General features: G+C 65.5%; 17 protein-coding genes, 2 tRNA genes and 1 pseudogene. 14 read left to right on the top strand and 6 right to left on the bottom strand.

Translation table 11 applies throughout. The features are described 5' to 3' along the window. The first annotated feature begins 168 nt into the window (after positions 1–168). The 6 genes and pseudogenes from ubiG to ASG87_RS13575 all read left to right on the top strand — a co-directional run bounded on the left by ubiG (position 169) and on the right by ASG87_RS13575 (position 4,116). Positions 169–879, top strand: a complete 711-nt coding sequence (gene ubiG, locus ASG87_RS13595) for a bifunctional 2-polyprenyl-6-hydroxyphenol methylase/3-demethylubiquinol 3-O-methyltransferase UbiG (RefSeq protein WP_056006050.1) — start codon at positions 169–171, stop codon at positions 877–879. Then, entirely contained in the window at positions 876–1,556 is a 681-nt protein-coding gene (locus ASG87_RS13590; RefSeq protein WP_056006047.1) for an HAD-IA family hydrolase, read from the top strand. Before ubiG ends, ASG87_RS13590 begins: the two co-directional genes overlap by 4 nt. Beyond that, positions 1,553–1,743: pseudogene (locus tag ASG87_RS21245) on the top strand (phytoene synthase); the annotation flags it as partial. The gene ASG87_RS13590 and the pseudogene ASG87_RS21245, both read left to right, overlap by 4 nt. Before the next feature lie 3 nt (positions 1,744–1,746). Further along, positions 1,747–2,392: phytoene synthase (locus ASG87_RS13585; RefSeq protein ID WP_235499649.1), on the top strand; the 646-nt coding region annotated here is incomplete at its 5' end. A 134-nt stretch (positions 2,393–2,526) separates the two neighbouring features. Continuing rightward, positions 2,527–3,474: a GTP cyclohydrolase FolE2 gene (gene folE2, locus ASG87_RS13580; RefSeq protein ID WP_056006041.1), complete on the top strand. Its 948-nt coding sequence runs from the start codon at positions 2,527–2,529 to the stop codon at positions 3,472–3,474. Positions 3,475–3,510: 36 nt separating this feature from the next. After that, positions 3,511–4,116, top strand: a complete 606-nt coding sequence (locus tag ASG87_RS13575; protein ID WP_056006038.1) for a DUF1294 domain-containing protein — start codon at positions 3,511–3,513, stop codon at positions 4,114–4,116. A gap of 15 nt (positions 4,117–4,131) precedes the next feature. Here ASG87_RS13575 and ASG87_RS13570 read toward each other — a convergent pair whose 3' ends face one another. From ASG87_RS13570 to yidD, 3 genes are read right to left on the bottom strand one after another with little or no spacing between them, the layout of a single operon-like run. Then, complete coding sequence (locus ASG87_RS13570) at positions 4,132–5,016, bottom strand: M23 family metallopeptidase (protein WP_056006035.1); 885 nt, start codon at positions 5,014–5,016, stop codon at positions 4,132–4,134. Next, positions 5,013–6,365: a dihydroorotase gene (locus ASG87_RS13565; protein ID WP_056006032.1), complete on the bottom strand. Its 1,353-nt coding sequence runs from the start codon at positions 6,363–6,365 to the stop codon at positions 5,013–5,015. The genes ASG87_RS13570 and ASG87_RS13565 overlap by 4 nt, the downstream gene beginning before the upstream one ends. Beyond that, positions 6,355–6,633, bottom strand: a complete 279-nt coding sequence (gene yidD / locus ASG87_RS19570; protein WP_082582973.1) for a membrane protein insertion efficiency factor YidD — start codon at positions 6,631–6,633, stop codon at positions 6,355–6,357. The genes ASG87_RS13565 and yidD overlap by 11 nt, the downstream gene beginning before the upstream one ends. A 125-nt stretch (positions 6,634–6,758) precedes the next feature. Between yidD and dksA the strand changes: the two genes are divergently transcribed. Further along, positions 6,759–7,838: an RNA polymerase-binding protein DksA gene (dksA, locus tag ASG87_RS21000; RefSeq protein WP_235499648.1), complete on the top strand. Its 1,080-nt coding sequence runs from the start codon at positions 6,759–6,761 to the stop codon at positions 7,836–7,838. 87 nt (positions 7,839–7,925) lie between these two features. Here dksA and ASG87_RS13555 read toward each other — a convergent pair whose 3' ends face one another. Continuing rightward, positions 7,926–8,357, bottom strand: a complete 432-nt coding sequence (locus ASG87_RS13555) for a SufE family protein (protein WP_056006027.1) — start codon at positions 8,355–8,357, stop codon at positions 7,926–7,928. Between the two features lie 110 nt (positions 8,358–8,467). Beyond that, a tRNA-Thr gene (locus ASG87_RS13550) sits at positions 8,468–8,543 on the bottom strand. 319 nt (positions 8,544–8,862) lie between these two features. Between ASG87_RS13550 and pilV the strand changes: the two genes are divergently transcribed. The 6 genes from pilV to ASG87_RS13520 are packed head-to-tail and all read left to right on the top strand — an operon-like array spanning position 8,863 to position 16,252. Beyond that, positions 8,863–9,450 carry a type IV pilus modification protein PilV gene (gene pilV / locus ASG87_RS13545; RefSeq protein ID WP_082582972.1) on the top strand — a complete coding sequence of 196 codons (588 nt, stop codon included), beginning with the start codon at positions 8,863–8,865 and terminating at the stop codon, positions 9,448–9,450. After that, complete coding sequence (locus ASG87_RS13540) at positions 9,447–10,778, top strand: PilW family protein (RefSeq protein WP_082582971.1); 1,332 nt, start codon at positions 9,447–9,449, stop codon at positions 10,776–10,778. The genes pilV and ASG87_RS13540 overlap by 4 nt, the downstream gene beginning before the upstream one ends. Positions 10,779–10,827: 49 nt before the next feature. Further along, complete coding sequence (locus tag ASG87_RS13535; protein WP_162258369.1) at positions 10,828–11,481, top strand: PilX N-terminal domain-containing pilus assembly protein; 654 nt, start codon at positions 10,828–10,830, stop codon at positions 11,479–11,481. Between the two features lie 16 nt (positions 11,482–11,497). Further along, entirely contained in the window at positions 11,498–15,247 is a 3,750-nt protein-coding gene (locus ASG87_RS19555; protein WP_162258368.1) for a PilC/PilY family type IV pilus protein, read from the top strand. Positions 15,248–15,260: 13 nt separating this feature from the next. Next, complete coding sequence (locus ASG87_RS13525; protein ID WP_056006012.1) at positions 15,261–15,656, top strand: type IV pilin protein; 396 nt, start codon at positions 15,261–15,263, stop codon at positions 15,654–15,656. A 5-nt stretch (positions 15,657–15,661) separates the two neighbouring features. Then, positions 15,662–16,252 (top strand): GspH/FimT family pseudopilin, encoded by a 591-nt coding sequence (locus ASG87_RS13520; protein ID WP_157511094.1) that lies wholly within the window; start codon positions 15,662–15,664, stop codon positions 16,250–16,252. Positions 16,253–16,304: 52 nt separating this feature from the next. Here the strand turns inward: ASG87_RS13520 and ASG87_RS13515 are convergent. Further along, a tRNA-Val gene (locus tag ASG87_RS13515) sits at positions 16,305–16,379 on the bottom strand. 145 nt (positions 16,380–16,524) lie between these two features. Here ASG87_RS13515 and ASG87_RS13510 point away from each other — a divergent pair. After that, positions 16,525–16,863 carry a lipid-A-disaccharide synthase N-terminal domain-containing protein gene (locus ASG87_RS13510; protein WP_056006006.1) on the top strand — a complete coding sequence of 113 codons (339 nt, stop codon included), beginning with the start codon at positions 16,525–16,527 and terminating at the stop codon, positions 16,861–16,863. Positions 16,864–16,972: the final 109 nt, after the last annotated feature.

Below are 16,972 nucleotides of genomic sequence, written 5' to 3'. Positions count from 1 at the left end.
CGATGCCCGCGAAGCGCCTTCGGCGGCCGAAAGGCTAGCCGGGCAGGGGCCCGGCACCTTCGCGCCGGTTGCAATGAAGCCGCGCGATCCCAACTTTTGCCCGGATAGCGCCGGTTTCCAGGCTCCCTTGTCCCTCCCGAGCAAAGCGAAGTCGAAGGACCCGCAACCATGATCGAGCACACCGCCAACGTCAGCCCCGAGGAAATCGCCCGTTTCGACAAGCTGGCCGCGCGCTGGTGGGACCCGGACGGCGAATCGCGCCCGCTGCATGACCTCAATCCGGTGCGCGCCGCCTACGTGGCCGCGCGGGTGGAACTGCGCGGCGCCAGGGTCGCCGACGTCGGCTGCGGCGGCGGCCTGCTCAGCGAGGCGCTGGCGCGCGCCGGCGCCGAGGTCACCGGGATCGACCTGGGCGAAAAGGTGATCGACATCGCGCGGCTGCACCTGCACGAGTCCGGCCTGGCGGTGGACTACCGCGTGCAGTCCTCCGCCGAGCTCGCGGCCAGCGCGCCGGAGAGCTTCGACGCGGTGTGCTGCATGGAGCTGATCGAGCATGTGCCGGACCCGGCGGCGCTGGTCGCCGACCTCGCCGCCATGCTCAAGCCCGGCGGCCGGCTGTTCATGTCCACCATCAACCGCACGCCGGCCGCGTTCGGCGCGGCCATCGTCGGCGCGGAGTACGTGATGCGCATGCTGCCGCGCGGGACGCACCACTACGCGCAGTTCCTCAAGCCGTCCGAGCTGGGGCGCCTGCTGCGCCATGCCGGGCTGGAGCTGGAGGACGTCGCCGGGCTCGGCTACAACCCGCTCAGCCGCAAGGCATGGCTGAGCCGGATCACCGCGGTGAACTACGTGCTCTGCGCACGCAAGCCGGCATGAAGACCTTGCCCGAAAACGTCCAGGGCGTGCTGTTCGACCTCGACGGCACCTTGCTCGACAGCGCCACCGACCTCTACGCCGCGCTGCAGACGCTGTGTGCCGAGGAGGACGCCGTCGTGCCGCCCTACGCGCCCGTGCGCGAAGTGGTTTCCCGCGGCGGCCGCGCGATCCTGCGCTGCGCCTTCGCCGACCGCGGCGAGCCGGCGCTGGAGGCGTTGCTGCCGAGATACCTGGCGATCTACGAGCGGATCATGGCGCGGCAGACGCGGCCTTTCGACGGCATCGAGCCGCTGCTGGCGATGCTCGAGGCGCAGGACGTGCGCTGGGGCATCGTCACCAACAAGCCCGCGTTCCTCACCGACGAACTGGTCCGCCGCATCGGCTGGGCCGAACGCGCATGCGCGGTGGTGTCCGGCGACACCTTGCCGGTGAAGAAGCCCGACCCCGCCCCGGTGCTGCTGGCCTGCACCCGGGCCGGCCTCGATCCGGCGCGCTGCCTGTTCGTGGGCGACGACCGGCGCGACGTGCTGGCCGGCCAGGCTGCCGGGCTGCATACCGTGGCGGTGACCTGGGGCTACCTCGACGGCGGCGATCCGCGCCAGTGGGATGCAGACACGGTGATCGACGCGCCGGCGGAGCTGGCCGCCCTGCTGCAGGCGAGTGGCGTGTCGGCATGACGGATGCGGCCGTGCCGAGCGGGGCTTTGCAGAGCTACGTCGACAAATGGCTGGCGGTGCAGCCGCAGCAGCGCGTGGCGCTGGCCTTCGTCGATCCGCGGCATTGCCCGGGCCATATCGCGCTGGCCGCGCTGGAGCAGGAACTGCTGGCTGCGGCCTACGGCATCCGCGAGCCCCAGGTCGCGGCNNNGGCCGAGGAGCTTTCGGGCGCGGCCGCCAGCGGCGGCCGCCATCCGCTGACCCAGGTGCTGTTCGACGACGAGCGTGCGCACGCCCTGCCTGGCGAACGCTGGCTGGCGCCGGTGCTCGCCGCGATGGCGCAACTGGAGGAGGGCACCGCCGCCGATTTCTCCGCGCAGCTGGCGGCCGCTACCGAATTGCACGGCGCGCTGGCCGCGCTGGAGACCGCGTGGTGGTACGGCGAGCAGGCGTCGCCGGAGCGCGCCGCGAGGGTCGCCACGCTGGCCCACCTGCTGCATGCCCTGCGTCGCCTGCAGGACGATGCCGAGCGCGACCGCCTGCCGCTGCCGATGGCGCGGCTGGCCCGCTTCGGACTCAACCGCGGCGACCTGCGCCAGCCCGGCGAGGCGCGCGACGCGGCGATCCATGCCCAGCTCGCCGACCTGCTGGCGGCCTGGCGCGACGCGGCTCGCCTGCCGGGGCCGCTCAGCGTGTTCCGCGCGCTGGAATCGCGCCACGACCTGGCGCTGGCCCGCCGTGCCGCCGGCACGCGCGAGCCGCTGCCGATGTTGCAGCGGGAGTCGCAGCGTGGCGGCCTGCGTGAAGTCTTCGCCGCCTGGCGTGCGGCGCGCGCATGGCGGCGCGGCGCCGGTTGACGCGCCGGCCGAACGGCCCCGGGACGCAGCGTTTCCGCCATCCGCCTATTGCGACGGGTGCGTTCTGCCCCAAGATTGACGGTCTCGCGGCGCGACCATCCGCCGGCGACCGCTAGCGAAAACAGGAAAGCTCCATGCACAGCCACGAAAACACCGCCCGCCTGATGCCCGATGTCGCCACCCAGGCGCAGCCCCATCTGGCCGGCGCGCTGGACTGGGTGGGCATGGACGGCATCGAGGTGCCGGTGCGTTTCGACGCCGGCGACGGCGAGGCGCAGCGCGCCAGCGCGCAGGTCGGCGCCTTCGTCAACCTGGGCCGGTCGGACAAGCGCGGCATCCACATGTCGAGGCTGTACCTGCTGGTCGACCGCTACCTGAGCGCGCAGACGCTCGGCGCGGACATGCTGCGCGCGTTGCTGGGCGAATTCCTGTCCTCGCACGAAGGGCTGGCCGACCGCGCGCGCATCAGCATCCGTTTCGAGCACCTGGTCCGGCGTGCGGCGCTGCGCAGCGCCAACAGCGGCTGGCGCGCCTATCCGGTGTCGATCGAGGCGAGCCTGGGCGCCGACGGCTTCCGCCTCGAACTGGGCACCGAGGTGGTCTATTCCTCCACTTGCCCGGCTTCCGCGGCGCTGTCGCGGCAGTTGATCCAGGAACAGTTCGCGAAGGACTTCAGCGCCGATGGGCCGGTCGATCACGCCGCGGTGCTGGCCTGGCTCGGCAGCGAGCAGGGTATCGTCGCCACGCCGCACGCGCAGCGCAGCGTGGCGCGCCTGCTGGTGCGCCTGGCCGACGGCGCCGCGTTCGACCTGATCGGCACGCTGGACCGCGTCGAGCAGGCGCTCGGCACGCCGGTGCAGACCGCGGTGAAACGCGAGGACGAGCAGGCCTTCGCGCTGGCCAACGGCGGCAACCTGATGTTCTGCGAGGACGCCGCCCGGCGCATCCAGAAGGCGCTGGACGCCGATCCGCGCATCGCCGATTTCCACGTGCGCCTGGAACACCAGGAAAGCCTGCATCCGCACGACGCCGTGGCCTACGCCAGCAAGGGCGTGCCCGGGGGCTATGGGGTTCCCGTATAGTCCCGACCGCCTGGGAGCGGCTTGGGGGGAGTCGGCATGCGCCAGCAAGGCAGGGTCGTCGAATGGAACGACTCGCGTGGGTTCGGTTTCGTCGTCATGCACGGCACCGAGCGACGCATCTTCCTGCATGTCAGGCACTTTACCGATGGCCGCGTGCGGCGGCCGAAATCGGGTGACATCCTCACGTACGAAGTGAAGCAAGATGAGCGCGGGAGGCCAATGGCGGATGCGGTCGCTTTCGCTATCACGAGCAAGGCCCGCAACCGGCGAGCTGTTTCACCCGTACGTCCGGGCCTGGCCGAGGTGGTCGTGGCGCTCTTCGGCGCAGCACTGGTATTGCTGGCGTCAAGAGGACAACTGCCTTGGTCGCTGTTGGCAGCTTATGCGGTGATAAGTGGTGCGGCTTTCCTGGCCTATCGGCACGACAAACGGGCCGCCATCGCCGGCCGCTGGCGTATGTCGGAAAGCTCCCTGCAGGCATTGGCCTTGTTCTGTGGCTGGCCAGGTGCCTGGCTGGCGCAGAAGTGGCTGCGTCACAAATCCAGCAAACCCGCTTTCCTGGTGGTGTTCTGGATCATGGTCGCCCTCAATCTGGCCGGGCTGCAATGGTTCTATCGCCAGGGTATCGATCTGATGCCCTGATCGAGAGTCGAGTCTTCAGGGCGCCTCGATCCCCGGCAGCAACAGCGGGTCCAGCCGCGTGCCGAACCAGTTGAAGCCCCAGTGCAGGTGCGGCCCGGTGGCGCGGCCGGTCATGCCCGAGAGCGCGATGACCTGGCCCCGGGCGACGCGCTGGCCGGCCCTCACCTGCAGTTTCGACAGGTGCAGGAAGTTGGAGCTGAGGCCGAAGCCATGGTCCAGCACGACGGTGCCGCCGGTGAGATACAGGTCGGGGTTGGCGAAGGTGACGATGCCGGCGGTGGGCGCCCGCACGGGCGTGCCTTGCGGTATGGCGATGTCCATGCCCGAATGCGGCGCCTTCGGTTCGCCGTTGTAGACGCGCTGGTTGCCGAAGCGGCCGCTGATGCGGCCCTGTACCGGCCAGGCGAAGCCGCCGCGGAAATCCTCGCGCCCGTCGTCGCGTTCTCGCGCGGTGGCGACCGCGGCCTGCTCGCGCTGGATCCGCGCGGCGATCGCCGGCGGCGGGTTGACGGTCTTCGGCGGCACGCCGTCGACGCGTTCGATCGGCCAGTCACGCGGGATGACGGCGATGCGCAAGGCGCGCTGCCGGCCGTCCGGCGCGGTCAGGCCGACCTGCAGCGGCCCCTTCTCGTCGCGGCCGGCACCGAACACCACCGTGCCATCGGCGCCGACCCGCACCGGCCTGCCGCCGACGCTGACGCGGCTGCCGGCAGGGACGCGGGCGATCACCAGGCCGCCCTGGGAGACGGTGGCCGGGATGCGCCCGGCAAGGACGCCGGCATCGGCGGCACGCGCGTCGCCGGCCGGGCCGGACAGGCACGCGGCCGCCAGGCAAGCTGCAAGCAGCGGCACCCATGGCAGGCCGCGGCGGCTGGCGTGGCCGCCGGCCGGGAGCCTCATCGGGCGAAGGCCAGGCGCTGCCCGCGCACGCTGTCGTCCAGCTTCGAGCCGTCCCACACCCGCCGCCCGTTGACGAAGGTGCCGGCGATGGAGCTGGCGAAGGTCTGCCCCTCGAACGGCGACCAGCCGCACTTGGACAGCACCTCCTCGCGGCGCACGAGGTGCGGCTTGCGGGGATCGACCAGGACCAGGTCGGCGGCGTAGCCCTCGCGCAGGAAGCCGCGCTCCTTCACGTCGAACAGCGTGGCGGGCGCGTGGGTGACGGCCTCCACCACCCGCTCCAGCGACAGCTTGCCCTCGAACACCCGCTGCAGCGCGGCCTGCAGCGCGAACTGCACCAGCGGCAGGCCGGACGGCGCCTTGTCGTACTTCATGGCCTTCTCGTCCAGCAGGTGCGGCGCGTGGTCGGTGGCCAGCACGTCGATGCGGCCCTCGGCCAGCGCCCGGGTGATCGCCTCGCGGTCGGCCGCGGTCTTGATCGCCGGGTTGCACTTGATCAGGAAGCCGAGGCGCTCGTAGTCGGCGTCGTCGAAGTGCAGGAAGTGCACGCAGGTCTCGGCGGTGATCTTCTTGCGCGTGCCGTCCTGCCCCACCAGCGGACCGGGCTGGAACAGCGCCAGCTCGTCGGCGGTGGAGATGTGCAGCACGTGCAGGCGGGTGCCGTGCCTCTGCGCCAGCGAGATGGCGAGCCGGGTCGACTTGATGCAGGCCTCGCGCGAGCGGATCAGCGGGTGTTCGCGGGCGGGGATGTCCTCGCCGTATTTCTCGCGCGCCTTGGCGTGCAGCGCGTCGATCATCGGGGTGTCTTCGCAGTGGGTGATGATCGGGGTGGGACAGTGGGCGAAGATGCCGTCCAGGGTCTCGGGATTGTCCACCAGCATGTTGCCGGTGGAGGCGCCCATGAATACCTTCACGCCCGGGGCGGCGAGCGGGTCCAGCGCCTTGATCGCCTCCAGGTTGTCGTTGCTGGCGCCCATGTAGTACGCGTAGTTCACCGCCGAGGTCTCGGCGGCGCGGGCGTACTTGGCCTCCAGCGTGTCGCGGTCCAGCGCGGGGGGCCTGGTATTGGGCATTTCCATGAAGCTGGTGATGCCGCCGGCGGCGCAGGCGCGCGACTCGTGCCAGGTATCGGCCTTGTGGGTGAGCCCGGGTTCGCGGAAGTGCACCTGGTCGTCGATCATGCCGGGCAGCAGCCACAGGCCGGCCGCGTCGATCACCTGCTCGCCGGGGCGGGCGTCGAGGTCGCCGGCGATGGCGTCGATGCGGCCGTCCTTCACGCGCAGGTCGGCGTGGAAGCGGCGGCCCTCGTTGACCAGTTCGGCGTTCTTGATCAGCCAGTCAGTGGACATGCTTGGAATCTCCTGGAGTACGGCAGGCCGGGGGTCGGCAGCGCCGGAAATGGAAATGCTCGGGCACCGGATCCTCGCCGCCTTCGCACAGGGGCTGGCAGCGCAGCAGGCGCCAGCCGGTCAGCAGGCTGCCGCGCAGCGGTCCGAAGCGCGCAATGGCAATCCGTGCATAATCGGAGCAACTGGGGTAAAAGCGGCAACGCTGCCCCAGCAAGGGGCTGAGCCAACGCTTGTAGAAGCCGAGCAGTACAAGTAGAAATCGGGTCACGACAATTCACGCTGCCAAAACAGCTTGCGGCATGTAGTGTCGCAAGTATTCCAGAAGCACGGTTGCTGGTGCACGGTACATGGGCTATAACACCCGGCCGCCACGGCCATAAACGGTGAAGGGAAATGGCGAAAACGACGCGTAGTTCGACCGCCGCGAAGGCGCAGAAAGGGAAGGCCGCAGGCAAGGCGAAGCCGGCCAAGGCCGCCAGGAAAGCGGCTGTCCCGGCGGCACGCGCGAGCAAACCGGTGAAGAAGGCCGCGCCGGCGAAGAAGGTCGTGGCAAAGAAGGCGGCGGTCAAGAAGGTCGTCGTCAAGAAGGTCCCGGCCAAGCCGGCAGCCAAGAAGAAAGCCCCGGCCAAGGCGGCGCCCGCGAAGAAGGTCCCGGTGAAGAAGGCCGCGGCCAAGAAGGCTCCCGTCAAAGCCGTCGCCAAGAAAACCGCCAAGCCCGCCGCCCCGAAGGCGGCGGCCAAGCCCGTGAAGAAGACCGCTGCCACCGTCAAGCAGCCTGCATCGAACAAGGCCGCGCCGAAGCCGGCAGCGAAACCGGCCAGCGCGCCTAAGCCGGCCAAGCCGGCGGCTGCGCCGGTCGCCAAGGCCGCCGCGCCGACGAACCGGCACGCATCCCAGCCGGCTGCCGCCCCGCCAGTACAGGGCAAGGTGGCCACGGCCACCGCACGCCATACCTCTCCCAAGAAACAGAAGACCCCGCAGTCCTCAATGAACAATCTCGCCACGACACTCGACAATGGCATCACCCGTGAAGACGGGCGCTATGCCCTGCCGTCCACCAGCAACATCGACCTGCCCAAGGGGTACCGTCCCTCGAACGACGAGGAGTACATGAACCCCAAGCACCTGGCCTACTTCCGCAACAAGCTGCGCGAATGGCGCGACCAGCTGGTGGAGGAGTCCCGCCAGACCATGGAGAACCTGCGCGACGAAGTGCGCGACGTCGGCGACGAGGCCGAGCGGGCCACCCGCGAAACCGAGAACTCGCTGGAACTGCGTACCCGCGACCGCTACCGCAAGCTGATCTCCAAGATCGACAAGGCGCTGCGCCGGATCGAGGAAGGCCGCTACGGCTACTGCGAGGAAACCGACGAGGAGATCGGCCTGGACCGCCTCGACGCCCGCCCGATCGCCACGCTGTCGCTCGATGCGCAGGAGCGCCGCGAGCACCTGCAGAAGCAGATGGGCGACTGAGCGCGGAAGCCTCCGTTCCGGCCAGCGAAAAGCCCCGCGATGCGGGGCTTTTTCGTTGCGGCTGCCGTTCGCTGTTGCTCCGGCCCGTCAGCCGAGCGTTTCCGCCGCATGGCGCTTCAGCTTGGCCAGCATCGCCGCCAGCCCATTCGAGCGGGTGGGCGAGAGATGCTTGGCCAGGCCGATCGCCTGGATGAATTCGGGCTCGGTGGCCACGATCTCCGCCGCGCTGCGGTCGGAGTACACGCGCAGCACCAGGGCGATCAGCCCCGACACGATCGCCGAATCGCTGGCCGCGTCGAAATGCAGCTTCGCCGCATCGCCGCTGGGCACCAGCCACACCATCGACTGGCAGCCGTGCACGCGGTGCTCCTCGGTCTTCCACGCCTCGGGGAAGGGCGGGAGCCGTTTGCCCAGGTCGATCAAGTACTGGTAGCGCTCGGTCCAGTCGCCGAAGAACGCGAACTCCTCGGCGATGTCCTGCTGCGCCTGCGCGGCGCTGGGTGTGGCGATGTCGTTCATGGGCACATTATCGCGCGTGGCGCTTGAAGCCGCCGGGAACGGCAGGGCGCGCCGCCGTGCCGTCCCGGAAACGCGAAGGCCCGCAGGGTTGCGGGCCTTCGCGTCGAAGCTGGTGCCGGAAATAGGAATCGAACCTACGACCTACGCATTACGAATGCGCCGCTCTACCAACTGAGCTATTCCGGCAAAGAGCCAAGGATTTTACGGCCGGCTGGGCTTGTGCGCAAGCTGCATGGGGAGGGCCGATTTCTTGGTCACGGGGTGCCGCGTGGTTCCCGCCGGCGGGCGATCCGGCGTTGCCGCCGCGCCGCGCATGGCCGGAGTCGGTGGGTCACGGCGATGGGCGGCGAAGTTGGCCGGCATCACGATCGCGACGTGATGCCGCGCAATTTTCCCCTGGCCGGGTGGCCGCTTGTCGGCCCAAAGCCACCGCTTGTCGGAACCCCGCTGGCCGAGGCCCGGGGCGCGACTACACTTCGGATCAGGGGTATCAGGGAGAATTTCCATGCAAGTCTTGTCGCGTCAGCGAGGTATCTCGCTGATCGAAGTGATGATGGCCGTGCTGATCTTCAGCATCGGCCTGATCGGGCTGGCCGGTCTGCTGGTGATGGCCACGCGCTCGAACCATGCGGCGTACCTGCGTACCCAGGTGACTTTTCTGGCCAGCGGCATGGCTGACCGCATGCGGGCCAATCCGGTTGGTGTGTGGAACAACAACTACAACTCCGACAAATACCCCGTCAGCGGAAGCACGGCAGCCAATGCCGATTGCAGTGCCGGGTGTAATCCGGCTGAACTGGCAGTGGCCGACCAGCGCCAGTGGAGCAGCCAGCTATCCAGCTTCCTGCCTGGCGCCGTCGCCTCGATCAGTTGCGATGCCAGCGCGGCCGGCTATACACCGGGGCCGTGGTCGCTGGGCACGCCCGCTTCGGGAGCCACGGCGGCGACTCCCGCCGCTCCCGGGCAGGTCGGCATGCGCCCGCCCTACGGCGGCAACTGCAAGATGCAGATCAAGTGGAGCGAGCGCAAGGAAGGCGACAAGAGCAACCGCGATGCCGAGCTGCAGACTTTCGCGTGGGAGTTCCAGCCATGACGACACCCGCGATGTCACGTTACTTTGCGCAACGCCAGCGCGGCGTGACCCTGATCGAGCTGATGGTGGCGATGGTGCTGGGATTGCTGGTATCCGCCGGCATCATCACGGTCTTCCTGTCCACCTCCAGCAGCAATCGTGCACAGACGCAGATGGCGCGGTTGCAGGAAGAGGGGCGCTACGCGGTCACCCGGCTCAAGGACGACCTGCGGATGGCCAACGGCCAGTACTGCACCAACAGTGGCGGCGTGGCGCACCCCAGCGCGGCGCAGACCTTCATGGACGGCCTGCGCGCGCCGACCGTGTATGCCAGGAACGTCACTGCCGCCATGGCTGACGTGACCACGACCATGGGAAGCGGGAGCTATCCGGCGGTACCCACGGGTTCCTATTACATGCCGTCGTTCCTGTCGATGCGCGGTTACGACTGCGACAAGAGCGGTTGCAAGCCTGTCGATCCCAACAGCGCGGTCAGCGCCATTCCCAAGATGGGCAAGACGGCCGGTTCGCGTGTCATCGGCGCCGACGTGCTCACCGTGCGCTACATGAACTCGACGGGAGGCTGGCCGATTGGCGGCAGCAACACGATCACCGCCAAGGCCGACGGTACCATTGCCAGCATCCATATCGTCCCGGCGACGGGCGAGCCCGCACTGTCCACGCTCAAGGGAAAACTGGCGATGCTGGCCGATTGCTCCAACGCGGAGATCTTCGCGGTCAGCGATCCGAACAGTTCCGGCGACTTCTCCCCGGCCTCGTCCTCCTCGTCGTCCGACCTGAACCTCGCGCAGCCGATCGTGCAGCAGCCCCAGTCGGCACCGCGCCTGTTCAATTTCAACGACGATTACCAGACTGTCACCTACTACCTTCAGGTAGTGGACAACGGCAACGGCAGCGGCCAGACCACGGGAGCCCTGATGCGCAGGGTCAACGGTACGTCCAGCGAGCTGGTACGTGGTGTCGAGCGCCTGGATTTCCGTTACGGCGTGGAAGGTGCCGATGGCAAGCTCAAATACCTTGCGGCAGACAAGGTAGATGCCAGCAGCAGTGCCGACTGCCCGCCATCAGTCCCCACGCCGCTGGGCACCGATCCCGGCTGCCTGTGGCGAGCGGTCAAGAGCATCGAGATCAACCTGGTGATGGACGGCCAGTTGCCGTTGGCCTCGCTTGCCAGCACGGATCTCTATTACACCTACGGCATCGACAAGATAACCACGCCCAAAGCGCCCGCCGACCACCCGATCAAGCCCAGCGATCAGGGATTCCCCGATGGAATGATCCGGCGCGAATTCACCTACCTGGTTTCGGTACGCAACTACAACCCGTGATACCTCGGGCGGTACCGGTGCCGCCGGCGAGTCGAAGATGGAGTCGAACATGGCATTGCCCATTCCGCGGAATCTTGGAGGCCGGGGCTTCCCTCGCAGGCAGCGCGGCGTCGTGCTGGTGGTCGCGCTTATCTTCCTGTTGCTGCTGACCATTCTCGCCATCAGCGCTTCGGGACGCTCGCTGCTGCAGGAGCGCATGGCCGGCGGCCTGCGCAACGCCCAGCTCGCCGAAATGAGCGCCGAGACCGCCTTGCGCGGCGCGGAATGGAAGCTGTGGACCAGTACCAGCAGCATCGGTACGGCCCTCAACTGCGGCACGGGCATCTTTACCGCCTGCTATACCTACGATCCGCTCCATCCCATCGCAAACGTCGTCAGCTTCCGGACCAGCGCCGGTTGGGTGACGGATACCGTGGCCCAGGCCGCGGTGGCCTACAAGGGACCTGGCGGCGGGGTCGATTACACATCGACCGAGCGTGGAACGGCCAGGTTGGCCAAGAACCCGTTGTACATGATCGAGGATCTTGGCCAGGAGCTTCCGCCCGGAGTCGGCACCCAGCACGAGTCGGGTGCGACCGGCAGCTACGGCACGGGCTACAGCAGCACCAGCCGCCATATCTATCGGATCACCGCCCGTTCCACAGGCGGCAATGCAGACACCGTGCGCGTGCTGGAAAGCACGTTCGCCGCCAAGAGCAACTGAGCCGGAGCGTCGAGTCATGGGCAAGTCAACGTCAATCGTTCATCGGGTACGCCCGCTGGCCTTGGGATTCTTGCTGGCGCTGATGGGAGGCATCGGCGCGCCGGTGCAGGCGGATACGCAGAACCCGGGGGCGACCGATATCAGTACCACGCCGCCCGACATCACGGTCGGCGTGGCGCCGAATGTGGCGTTGACCTTCGATGACTCGGGAAGCATGGCTTCGGGCTTTTTGCCGGATTCATTCAACAGTTGTAGCGACTGGGGTAATTATTCAAAAAACAAGATTTATTATAATCCCTTCATTACCTACGATCCGCCCTTGGACAAGGCTGGCGTCGCATTCCAGGGGGTTGCGTGGCCAAGCGTGCCGGTTGACGGTTTTAGCGCCGCCCTGGGCTTCGGATCTGCGAAGGTCAACCTGTCTTCTGGATATGTTCCCACATACACATGGAATGCGGATCACGATAAAACCAATACCACCATTAACGATGTGGGGTGCAATGTTAATTCAAACGGTCATGCCTATTACAATAAGCCAGACGGCACGAAAGTCGATCTGACCCGTGCCAACATCGGTGCGACCGTAAATGGCGTTACCCGGACTGATGCGGCTGAGCGCCAGAATTTCGCTAACTGGTATTCATACTACAGAACACGAAACCTGATGGCCAAGACCGCAATCAGCCGGGCCTTTGCTCAGGTCAGTACGGATGTTCGCGTTGTCTGGCAGACGATCTGGCCAAACAAGCACGATAGTTGTAATAGGTGGGGCTGTACCACTATTACCCGCGCTTGGAGCGTCGCTCTGGGCGATGACTCTGTTATCGATGCGCTGAGCAGTACCACGACCAATGGTACGGTTAAGAGCGACTTTTATACCTGGCTGCAGAAGATCGAGAGCAGTGACGGAACCCCTGATCGTGCGGCTGCAGTGCGCGTGGGAGAATTTTTTAAGCGTGATGTCAGTGGTGCGATAGCATTTACGAAGAAGAATCCTTATTGGAATGGTCGGATAAGCGGTCAGGGCGGTGGCAATCTGGCATGCCGTAAGAATTTCCATATCCTTGTCACGGACGGCTACTGGAATGAAAGCGATAGCGACGTGACCGTCGATCCTGGCACCTTCACTTCAGAGGCCGGCCAGACGCTACCGGAGGCACCGAACTACCTGACTGGAGGGAAGGCGAGTATCTATTCCAATGTCGACAATGGCCGTGGCGGTAAAACGTTCAGCAAGTCGTTGGCAAATATTGCCTTCTATTATTGGGGCAAGGATTTGCAGCCAAGTATCGCCAACAAGGTCAAGCCCAGATGGTCCGATTTGACGGCCACACCCCCTTTGGCGAAGGGCGACAGCGAGCGCTTGAATACCGATATTTTTTACAATTACAAGAACGATCCCGCGACATGGCAGCACCTGAGTCAGTACATCGTGACGCTCGGTATCGATGGGACTCTTGGTCAAGCCGATCTGCCGAATTTGATCGACGGTACGACTCCTTGGCCGAGGGCTGTCTCAAATCAGGCCGAGGCCATCGATGACATGTGGCATGCGGCGATCAACAGCCGCGGTGGGTATTTCAGTGCCTCCGATCCCCAGAAGCTGGTGGAGTCGTTGAAGGCAATTCTCCAGGACGTGAGCGCGCCGTCGGGGTCCTCCGCACCTGCGAGCCTGAATACGGCGGTGCTGGTTCCGGGTGCGTTGAACTATCCCACCACGTATCAGCCTTCGGATTGGACGGGCACGGTCACCGCCAACGATGTGGACTTGGCTGGCAATCTAGGAACCGAGCGGTGGAACGCGGCCAAGATCCTCGATGCCTTGGATAGCCCTGCTACCACGCGCGTGATTCTCACCGGCAAATACGACGGCACCACGAAGAAAGTGAGCGGCATCAACTTCGACTGGGCGGCGTTGGGCGCCGGGGTCCAGCAGGACTGGTTGAATACGGTTCCATACAGCGATCCGGCCACCAAGGATGCCAACGGACAGGATCGGCTCAAGTGGATTCGTGGCGACGACAGCAAGGAAGGAGGTTCCTTCCGCACGCGCAATAGTCTTCTCGGGGCCATCATCAATTCGCAGACCAAATACGTGGCTTACCCCGTCGATGGCTACAGGAACAACTTTCCCCAGATAACCGGTGGCCCTGCGGCGCCCGAAACTACTGCGATGGCCTCGGACAAAAGCGACTGCTTCAAGGATGACACCTGCAGTAGCTACGAACAGTTCGTAAAGAAGCACGCGGACCGCAAGCCAGTGGTCTATGTCGGAGCGAACGACGGCATGCTGCATGCCTTTGACGCCTCGCAGAACAGCGACGGTACGTCCACGACGAGCGCAGGCAAGGAGTTGTGGGCCTACGTGCCCTATGCCGTATATCCCAACCTGAGCAAATTGAGCTCTCCCAAGTTCAACACCGCCTACATGCCGACGGTGGACGCAACTCCGGTGACTCGCGATGTGTTCTTCAGCGAGAAGGATGCGTCGGGCGGCGCACATTCGGAGTGGCATACGATTCTGGTGGGAGGGCTTCGCTATGGCGGGCGTGGCGTCTATGCCCTGGATATCACCGATCCGACGGCTACCGTTTCCGACGCCAGCAGCAAGGTTTTGTGGGAGTTCACCGCGGATTCTGTCGGAGCCGACAGTTCCGACCTGACCAAAGCCAACAACCCGGCCAATCTCGGCTACACGTTCGGGCAGCCCAATGTGGGGCGGCTTGCCAACGGCAAGTGGGTCGTGCTGATTCCAAGCGGCTACTTTCCGGACTGCACCAAGCTGAGCGCCCCGGCGCCGTGCGATAAGCCACCGGCCGCGGCAAATACGACGAGCTCGCTGTTCGTGGTTGACGCGCAAACTGGCGCATTGATCCGGGAGCTGAGGACGCCAGGTACGGTAACCAGCTATGGCCTTACCTCGCCCGTACTGGGCGACTACACGAACGACCAGATCGACGACGTGGCTTTTGCCGGCGACCTGGTGGGAAATCTGTGGAAATTCGACCTGAGCGACCCGGATTCGTCCAAATGGACGATAAGTCTTGCGTTCAAGCCGGCAGTGAACGGAAATCAGCCGATCACCGTGATGCCGCGCCTGTTCCCCGATCCGATGACATCGCGTTTTATCGTGGTGTTCGGTACCGGCAAGTTCCTCAGCTCGGACGACAATGTGAGTACGAACGCCATCACCCAATCGGTATACGGAATTCGCGACATCGGTAGCACGGTGCAGAAGGTTCAAGCCAAGGGAGGATTGACCAAGCAGACACTGATCGAATCCACCGATACGAACTTGCCGCGTGGATTGACGAACCTGTCGGTACCTTCCTCGGGCGTCGGGAGTGGCGGCTGGTATTTCGATCTGGACATCACTTCGGCTAAGGGTGAGCGCGTAGTGGTGACGCCGGGTGCGCTGTTCGATACGAACCGTGCCGTCATATCCACGTTCATTCCCGGTGGCGACGATCCTTGCGATCCTGGGCACGACGGAGCGTTGATGGTGGTCGATGCGGCGACCGGAGGAGCGGGAAGCGGGCTGTCCTCTCCTTCCTCCCCGGCAGGTTGGGGATCTGGCAAGACCTATCAGGTGGTCGGCGCCCGTGTGAAGAATTCGCCGACGGGAGGCGCCTTGCCCATTGCGGCGGCCGTCGGCGGCGGGCAATTGCTGGTGCCGGGGTTGACATTGCAGAGCGGCAAGACGCTTACCATTGACGATGCCATCTGGCGTCGCCGGTCCTGGCGAGAATTGAACAATGACCAGTAACAGGGGGTTGCGCATGGACCAGACACGCGGGTTCACCTTGCTCGAGCTGATGATAGTGGTGGCGATCATCGCGATCCTTGCCGCCATTGCGGTGCCGGCGTACGGCCGGTATGCGTTCCGGTCGCGACGTGCGGACGGGCAGGAACTGCTGTTGCGGCTTGCTACCGCGCAAGAACGCCATTACGCGACGTTCAACAAGTACGGCAGCCTGAGCGACCTGGGATTTGCCAGCCTGTCGTCCGACAAGGGGTACTACACCGCGTCCATACCCGCGTCGAGTTCGTCCGCGTTCACGGCAACGGCTACGCCGGCCGGCGATCAGGTCGGCGACAAGTGTGGAAACCTCTCGATCAACAACGTCGGAAACAAGACGTTCAGTGGCAACGAGACGAACGGCAAGTGCTGGTGACGGCCATGAGCAGATCCTCACAACGGGCCCGCGGGTTCACCATGATCGAGTTGATGGTGACGATCGCCGTACTGGCCATCCTGATGACCATCGCGGTACCGAGCTTCAACAATTCGATTCGCCGCAACGACGTCAGCACGGCGAGCAATGCGCTGCTCGCCGATCTGTCCTATGCCAGGACGGAGGCGGTTACACGGCACAGCACGGTGTCGATGTGCCCGAGTACGGACGGTACGAGTTGTGCCAGCAGTACGGCCTACGACACGGGCTGGATCATCTACACCTATGCGGCGGGCAAGGCCAAGGCCAATACGGCTTATGACGGCAGCGACGCGGGCAATATCCTGCTGCGCTATACCCAGGCTCGCAGTGGCGTTTCGATCCAGATCAAGGGAGCGTCCGTGATCAGCTATGGCCAGCAAGGGCAGCTCAAGCCCGATAGCGCCCTGAATTTTCAGGTGTGCTACCGGCCCAAGGGCACCACGGGCACGGGGTTCAGCACGACCGCCGTGCCGGGAGCGCTTCTGCAGGTCAGTGGCTCCGGGAGTGTGAACACCACCCAGTTGGGCGTCCAGACGGGCTGTACACCTGCATAGCCTCTCAGACAGCAAAAAGCCCGGCATGGCCGGGCTTTTTGCTTCGATTCGGTGGTGGGCGGTACAAGGATCGAACTTGTGACACCTGCCGTGTGAAGGCAGTGCTCTACCGCTGAGCTAACCGCCCGCCGAGAGCGCGCAAATATACGGGGAGTCGCGGGTCAGGTCAATGCCTGGGAAACGGGTTGCCGGACTGGGGCGGGCGCGGCGCTAGGGCGACGGAAAGGAAGGCATTGCTAGAATCGCCCTCCCTGCGCTCACCGGCCATGCCCATGCTTCTCCAGCCGCACGATTTACAGCACGTCATCGACGCCCTGCAGCGGTTCGAGGTGACGCCGTGGAAGATGGTCGGTTTCCTGGGGTCGATCATGTTCACCAGCCGCTGGTTCGTGCAGTTGTACTACACGCGCAAGCTCAAGCGGGTGGTGATGCCGCTGGCGTTCTGGTGGCTGTCGGTGTGCGGCAGCGTGCTGCTTCTGGCCTATTTCATCGTGGGCAAGAACGACTCGGTGGGCATCCTGTCCAATTTCTTCCCGGCCTTCGTCTCGATCTACAACCTGATCGTGCACATGCGCCATCACAAGGACAGTGTCACCGGCGACGCGACCTGACCACAGGGTGCCTTTCATCGGCGGGAACGGTTCCGGCCGCGATCGACCGTCGCTTCAGCCTGGCCGCCGCGTAAGCCATGGCGAGCGAGCGGCCCACTTGGCCGGGGCA

It is taken from the genome of Frateuria sp. Soil773, assembly GCF_001428405.1.
In the GTDB taxonomy this organism is placed as follows: domain Bacteria; phylum Pseudomonadota; class Gammaproteobacteria; order Xanthomonadales; family Rhodanobacteraceae; genus LMSL01.
The sequence above is the reverse complement of the archived record's forward strand: the minus strand, read 5'-3'. Positions and strand labels throughout refer to the sequence as shown.